The sequence below is a fragment of the Streptomyces tibetensis genome, assembly GCF_007655005.1.
In the GTDB taxonomy this organism is placed as follows: Bacteria; Actinomycetota; Actinomycetes; order Streptomycetales; family Streptomycetaceae; genus Streptomyces; species Streptomyces tibetensis.
The window spans coordinates 1-7,943 of the sequence record NZ_SZVW01000043.1; the positions used below are offsets into that span (position 1 = coordinate 1).

1 protein-coding gene and 1 pseudogene are annotated in these 7,943 nt (G+C 74.4%); both read left to right on the forward strand.

The features are described from left to right. A partial coding sequence (locus tag FDO69_RS40675; RefSeq protein WP_138430309.1) for a type I polyketide synthase occupies positions 1–6,133 on the forward strand: 6,133 nt, incomplete at its 5' end. Positions 6,134–6,236: 103 nt separating this feature from the next. Further along, positions 6,237–7,943 (forward strand): annotated as a pseudogene (locus FDO69_RS40680) (type I polyketide synthase); the annotation flags it as partial.

Sequence of the window (7,943 nt, forward strand, 5' to 3'; positions counted from 1 at the left end):
GGCGCACCGCCGGGCGGCCGGACTGCCCGCGACCTCCCTCGCCTGGGGCCTGTGGGACGGCACCCACGGCATGGGCGGCACCCTCGGCGACGCCGACCTGGCCCGCTGGACCCGCCAGGGCATCAGGACCCTCACCCCCGACCGGGCCCTGGCCCTCTTCGACGCGGCCCTGTCCGGTGACGACGCGCTCCGCGTGCCCGTGGTCTTCGAACAGCGGGCACTGCGCGCCGAATCCTCGCCCCTGCTGCGCGACCTGGCCCCGGCACCCCGCTCCCGGCGCACGGCCGCCCGCGCGGCCGACGCGGGCACCGAAGGCACCACCTGGGCCCAGCGGATCGCCGCGCTGCCGCAGGAGCGGCGCCGCGAGACCGTCCTCGACCTCGTCCGCGGCATCGTGGCCGGCGTCCTCGGCCACACCGACCCCGGGCGCCTCGATCCCAAACGTGCCTTCAAGGAGAGCGGCTTCGACTCCCTCGCCGGCGTCGAACTGCGCAACCGCCTGAACACCGCCACCGGCCTGCGGCTGTCCGCCACCGTCGTCTTCGACCACCCGACGCCCGACGCGGTCGCCGACCACCTGCTCACCAGGATCGCGGACAGCGCAGCCCCGGCACCGGCCCGCACCGCACGGCCCGCCGCCGCCCATGACGAACCCATCGCGATCGTGGGCATGGCCTGCCGCTACCCGGGCGGCGTCGCCTCACCGGACGATCTGTGGCGGCTGGTCTCCGAGGGCGGGGACGCCATCAGCGAGTTCCCCGGCAACCGGGGCTGGGACCTGGACGGCCTCTACGACCCGGACCCCGCCCACACCGGCACCTCCTACGTCCGGCACGGCGGATTCCTGCACGACGCCGACCGGTTCGACCCGGCCTTCTTCGGCATCCCGCCGCGTGAGGCGACCGCCATGGACCCGCAGCACCGGCTGCTGCTGGAGACGGCCTGGGAGGCCTTCGAGTACGCGGGCATCGACCCGACCGGCCTGCACGGTTCGGACACCGGCGTGTTCACCGGCGCCATGTACGACGACTACGCGTCCCGGCTCGCGGCGAGCCCCGAGGAGTACGAGGGCTTCCTGCTCGCGGGCAACCTCTCCAGCGTCGTGTCCGGCCGGATCTCGTACACCTACGGCTTCGAGGGCCCGGCGGTCACCGTCGACACGGCCTGCTCGTCCTCGCTGGTCGCCCTGCACCTGGCGGCGAACGCGCTGCGCAACGGCGAGTGCTCCCTCGCTCTCGCGGGCGGCGTGACCGTCATGGCCGGCCCGCACGTCTTCGTGGAGTTCTCCCGCCAGCGAGGCCTGTCGCCCGACGGCCGGTGCAAGTCCTTCGCGGCGGCGGCCGACGGTGTGGCCTGGTCGGAGGGCGTCGGCCTGCTGGTGGTGGAGCGCCTGTCGGACGCGGTGCGCAACGGGCACCGGGTGCTGGCGGTGGTGCGGGGCAGCGCGGTGAACCAGGACGGCGCCTCGAACGGTCTGACGGCGCCGAACGGCCCGTCGCAGGAGCGTGTCATCCGCCAGGCACTGGCCTCGGCCGGTCTGTCCGCCGCCGAGGTGGACGCCGTGGAGGCGCACGGCACGGGCACCCGGCTGGGCGATCCGATCGAGGCGCAGGCACTGCTGGCGACGTACGGGCAGGACCGTGAACAGCCGTTGTTCCTGGGTTCGTTGAAGTCGAACATCGGGCATGCCCAGGCGGCGGCCGGTGTCGGTGGTGTCATCAAGATGGTGCAGGCGATGCGGCACGGTGTGCTGCCGCGGACGTTGCACGTGGACGAGCCGTCGCCGTTCGTGGAGTGGGACACCGGCTCGGTGGAGCTGCTGACCGAGGAGCGTGAGTGGACCGCCAGGGACGGCGTGCCGCGTCGCGCGGGTGTCTCCTCCTTCGGCATCAGCGGGACCAACGCACACGTGGTGGTCGAGGAGTTCGTGGCACCCGAGGAGGCCGCCGTCGAGCGGCCCGAACTGCCGGGGCCCGTTCCGTTCGTGCTGTCCGCCCGGGACGAGGCCGCCCTGCGCGGCCAGGCCCGGCGTCTCAACGACCACCTCGACCGCCACCCCGAGGATGCTCTCGCGGACGTCGGCTGGTCCCTCGGCACCCGGCGGGCCCGGCACAGCCGCGGAGCCGTGGTGGTCGCCCGGCACCGCGCCGAGCTGCTCGACGGGCTCGCCGCGCTGAGCCGCGGTGAGACCACCCCGGCCGCGCAGCGCACCCCCGCCTCACCGCGCGGCAAGACCGCCTTCCTGCTGACCGGGCAGGGCGCCCAGCGCCTCGGCATGGGCCGCGAACTGTACGCCGTGTCCCCGGTGTTCGCGGCGGCCCTCGACGAGGTGTGCGCCCACCTGGACCCCGAACTCATGCGCCCGCTGAAGTCGGTGCTCTTCGCCGCCGAGGACAGCGCGGACGCGGCGCTGCTCGACCAGACGGCGTTCACCCAGACCGCGCTGTTCGCCCTGGAGACCGCGCTGTTCCGCCTCGCCGAACACCACGGTCTCACCCCGGACTTCCTGCTCGGCCACTCGATCGGCGAGGTCACCGCCGCCCACCTCGCGGGCGTCCTCGACCTGCCCGACGCCTGTGTCCTCGTCGCCGAACGCGGCCGGCTGATGCAGGCCGCCCGGGAAGGCGGCGCCATGGCGGCCGTCGAAGCCGCGGAGGACGCCGTACGCGCCGTGCTCGCCCCCTACGGCGACCGGGTCGCGGTGGCCGGGGTCAACGGACCGCGTGCCACGGTCATCTCCGGCGACGCCGACGCCGTGGACGAACTCACCGCCAGGTTCAAGAGCGACGGCGCCCGGGTCAAGCGCCTCCCCGTCAGCCACGCCTTCCACTCGCCGCACATGGACGAGATCCTGGAAGAGTTCCGCGCGATCGCCGAGGACCTCACCTTCCACGCGCCGCGCATCCCGATCGTCTCCAACGTCACCGGCGCACTGGCCACGGCCGAGGACCTCGCCTCGCCCGACTACTGGGCCCGCCACATCCGCGAAGCCGTCCGCTTCCTCGACGGCGTACGCCTGCTGGAGGCGGCCGGGGTCACCGAGTGGGTGGAGCTCGGGCCGGACGGAGTGCTGAGCGCCCTGGTCGCCGAATCGCTGGAGCAGAGCTCCGGCGTCGTGGCGCCGGTCCTGCGCCGGGGCCGCTCCGAGCCGGAAGTGTTCGCGACCGCCCTCGGGCTGCTCGCCGCACGCGGCACCGACATCCGCTGGGACACCGTCTTCCCCGGCGCACACGGCACCGGTCTGCCGCTGTACGCGTTCCAGCGGCAGCGCTACTGGCTCGATGCGCCCACCACCGTCACGGACGCCGCGGGCTTCGGACTCGTGGCGGCCGACCACCCGCTGCTCGGCGCCGCCGTCCCGCTGGCCGACCGCGACGAACACGTCCTCACCGGCAGGCTGGCACGCGGCACGCACCCCTGGCTGACCGAGCACACCGTCGCCGGCACCGTGCTCGTGCCCGGCACCGGACTGCTCGAACTCGCCCTCCGGGCGGGCGAACAGCTCGGCGCCGCCACGGTCGACGAACTCACCCTCGCCGCCCCGCTGGTCCTGCCCGAACGCGGCGGCGTGCACCTCCAGGTGTCCGTCGGCGCCGAGGACACCGACGCGACCCGCCCGGTGCGCATCCACGCCCGGCCCCACGGCGACCCCGGCCACGACGGGACCTGGACCCTGCACGCCTACGGCACGCTGAGCGCCTCGCCCGGCCCGGCCGACGGATCACTCACGGTCTGGCCCCCCGCGGGAGCCCGGGAGATCGACCTCACCGGCGCCTACCAGCGTCTCGCCGAGCAGGGCTACGCCTACGGGCCCGCCTTCCGCAACCTGCGCAGGCTCTGGGCGGCCGGCGACGACCTCTGCGCCGAGGTCGCCCTCGACGACGACCGGCGCGCCGAGGCTCGCCGGTTCACCCTCCACCCGGCCCTGCTCGACGCCGCCCTGCACCCGCTGCTCCCCGGGGTCGCCGGTGACGGAGGCAGGACGGTGCTGCCGTTCTCCTGGGCCGGAGTGAGCGCGACCGCCGCGGGTGCGTCCGTGCTGCGGGTCCGGCTCGCCGGAGCAGCGGCGCCCGAGGCCGCGAACGGCGGATCCACGACTGTCGCGCTCACGGTGGCCGACGGTTCGGGCGCACCGGTCGCCGAGGTGGCGGAACTGACTCTGCGCCCGCTGTCCGCCCAGTCGCTGCGCGCCACCGACGCCGGATCCGCCGACGGCCTGCTACGGGTCGAGTGGAGCGCGCCCGCCGCCACGGACGCCACGGCCGACCTCACCACCTGGGCGGTCTTCGGATCCGCGCCGGACCTCGGCCTGCCCGACGGCACGGTCCGCTCCTACACCGACCTCGGCGAGCTGGCCCGGGCCGTCGACACGGGCACGCCCGCGCCCGCGGTCGTCCTCGCCCCCCACTTCTCCGCACCGGCCGGCTTCTCCGCACCGGCCGGCGAGACACTGCCGGACAACGCGCGGGAGGCGGCCCGCCAGGCGCTCGTCCAGGTGCAGGAGTGGCTCGCGGACGACCGTTTCGCGGACACCCGTCTCGTGGTCACCACCCGGGGCGCCGTGGCCACCGCGGCCGGCGAGGACGTCACCGACCTGGCCCACGCCCCGCTGTGGGGCCTGCTGCGCACGGCACAGTCGGAGAGCCCGGGACGCATCCAGCTCCTGGACCTCGACGCCTCGGACGCACCTGCCCTCACGGCCGCCGTCGCTTCGGGTGAGGCGCAGGTGGCGGTGCGGTCGGGTGGGTTGGTGGTGCCGAGGTTGCGTCGGGCGGTGCCGGGTGAGGGTGGGACTGTCGCCTGGGGTGGGGGTCCGGTGCTGGTGACGGGTGGTACCGGTGGTCTGGGTGCTGTGGTGGCCCGGCATCTGGTGGAGGTGCATGGGGTTCGCTCGCTGGTGCTGGTGAGCCGGCGTGGTGAGGGGGCTCCTGGTGCGGCGGAGTTGCGGTCGGAGCTGGAGGCTCTGGGCGCGGCGGTGAGGCTTGCCGCATGTGATGTGACCGACCGGTCCGCCCTGGCCGGGTTGCTGTCTGACGTGGGCGGGTTGTCGGGTGTGGTGCACACGGCGGGTGTGCTGGACGACGTGACGGTGGAGGGTCTGACGCCTGAGCGGCTGCACTCGGTGTTGCGTCCGAAGGTGGATGCGGCGTGGCATCTGCACGAGCTGACGCGTGACATGGACCTTCAGGCGTTCGTCCTCTATTCGTCGGTGTCGGGTCTGCTGGGTACGGCGGGGCAGGCGAACTATGCGGCGGGCAACGCGTTCCTGGACGCGTTGGCGGCGCACCGCCGGGCGGCCGGACTGCCCGCGACCTCCCTCGCCTGGGGCCTGTGGGAGGAGACCAGCACCATCACCGGCCACCTCGCCGAGGCGGACCTGCGCCGCCTGGCGCGCTCCGGCCTGCTGCCGCTGGCCACCGACGACGCGATGACCCTCTTCGACGCCGCACCGGCCACCGGGGAGAGCGTCCTCGCCGTCACCCGTCTCGACACCCGTGCCATCCGCGCCCTGGGCGACCAGGTACCGCCGCTCCTCGCCGGACTCGTCCGAGGGAACAGCGCCCGCCGCCCCGTGGCCAGGGCCGACGCCCCCGCCGGCCGTCCCGAGGGCCAGGGCCTCGCCCAGCGGCTCGCCGCCCTGGCCGCACCCGACAGGGAACGCGCCCTGGTGGACCTCGTGCGCGGCCGGGTGGCCGCCGTCCTCGGACACGCCGACCACACGGCGGTCGACGCCGACCGGCCGGTCCAGGAACTGGGCTTCGACTCCCTGACGGCCGTCGAGCTGCGCAACCAGCTCGCCACCGAGACGGGGCTGCGGCTGCCGACCACCCTGGTCTTCGACCAGCCCACGCCGCGGGCGCTCGCCTCGTACCTGAGCGACCGCCTCACCGTCGAGGAGACCGCACCTGACGAGCCGGTGCTCGCGGAACTGGCCCGGCTCGAGGCCGCCATCGAGGCGGCCGCCACGGAGGCCTCCGCCCACGGCCGGATCACCGCCCGCCTGCGGGAACTCCTCGCCGCCGCCGACAGCGCGGCAGGAGCCCCGGCCGACGCCACCGCCCAGGAGCGGGACGACGACCTGGACTCGGCCACCGACGACGAACTGTTCGCCCTCGTCGACGAGCTGAACTGAGCGACGAACCGAACCGAACCGGACCGCGCGGCGGACCGACCAGCGCCACACCGCCCACTGCGGCACCCATCACCACACGACACACGGGAGTTGACACACCATGGCGGGCGAGGACAAGCTCCGCGACTACCTCAAGAAGGCCGTCGCCGATGCCCGTGAGGCACGCCGGCAGCTGCGGGACATCGAGGACAGGCGGCGCGAGCCGATCGCGATCGTGGGCATGGCCTGCCGCTATCCCGGCGGCGTGTCCTCGCCCGACGACCTGTGGCGCCTCGTGACCGACGGCACCGACGCGGTCGGCGGCTTTCCCGGCAACCGCGGCTGGGACGTGGACGGCCTCTACGACCCGGACCCCGACCACACGGGCACCTCGTACGCCCGCGAAGGCGGATTCCTCTACGACGCCGACCGGTTCGACCCGGCCTTCTTCGGGATGTCGCCGCGCGAGGCCATGGCGATCGACCCGCAGCAGCGGCTGCTGCTGGAGACGGCCTGGGAGGCCTTCGAGCACGCCGGTATCGACGCCACCGCCCTGCGCGGTTCGGACACCGGCGTGTTCACCGGCCAGATGTACAACGACTACGGCTCACGCCCCCACCTGCCGCCGGAGGACTTCGAGGGCTACCTGTTCAGCGGCAGCGCAGGCAGCATCGCCGTCGGCCGGCTCTCGTACACCTACGGCTTCGAGGGCCCGGCGGTGTCCGTCGACACGGCCTGCTCGTCCTCGCTGGTCGCCCTGCACCTCGCGGTGAACGCGCTGCGCAACGGCGAGTGCTCGCTCGCCCTCGCGGGCGGCGTCACGGTGATGTCGACACCGGTGGCCTTCCTGGAGTTCTCCCGCCTGCGCGGTCTGTCGCCCGACGGCCGGTGCAAGTCGTTCGCGGCCGGGGCCGACGGTGTCGCGTGGGCGGAGGGGGCCGGGGTCCTCGTCGTGGAGCGCCTGTCGGACGCGGTGCGCAACGGGCACCGGGTGCTGGCGGTGGTGCGGGGCAGTGCGGTGAACCAGGACGGTGCGTCGAACGGTCTGACGGCGCCGAACGGCCCGTCGCAGGAGCGTGTCATCCGCCAGGCCCTTGCGAACGCCCGTCTGACGCCTGCCGAGGTGGACGCGGTGGAGGCGCACGGCACGGGCACCCGGCTGGGCGATCCGATCGAGGCGCAGGCGCTGCTGGCGACGTACGGGCAGGACCGCGAACGGCCGCTGTTGCTCGGCTCGTTGAAGTCCAACATCGGGCATGCCCAGGCCGCGGCCGGTGTCGGCGGTGTCATCAAAATGGTGCAGGCGATGCGGCACGGTGTGCTGCCGCGGACGTTGCACGTGGACGAGCCGTCGCCGTTCGTGGAGTGGGACACCGGCTCGGTGGAGCTGCTCACCGAGGAGCGTGCCTGGCCGGCGCGGGAGGACGCGCCGCGCCGCGCGGGCGTCTCCTCCTTCGGGTTCGGAGGCACCAACGCCCACGTGATCCTGGAGGAGGCTCCGGCCGCCGCGCCCGCCGAGACCACCGGCGGACGCACCCTGCCCGTGCTGCCGTGGCTCCTGTCCGCCCGCACCCCTGAGGCGCTCACCGCCCAGGCTGAACGGCTCCACGCCTTCGCCTCGGCCCCCGGCGCCCCCCGCCCCCTGGACATCGCCTACTCCCTGGCCACCACCCGCGCCGCCCTCCCGCACCGCGCGGCCGTCGTCGGCAGCGGATCCGCCCCGCTTCTCGACGCCCTCCCTCACCTGACCCCGGTCACCCCCTCGGGTGGCGCGCTGGCCGTGGTGTTTTCGGGTCAGGGTGCTCAGCGGGTGGGGATGGGGCGGGAGTTG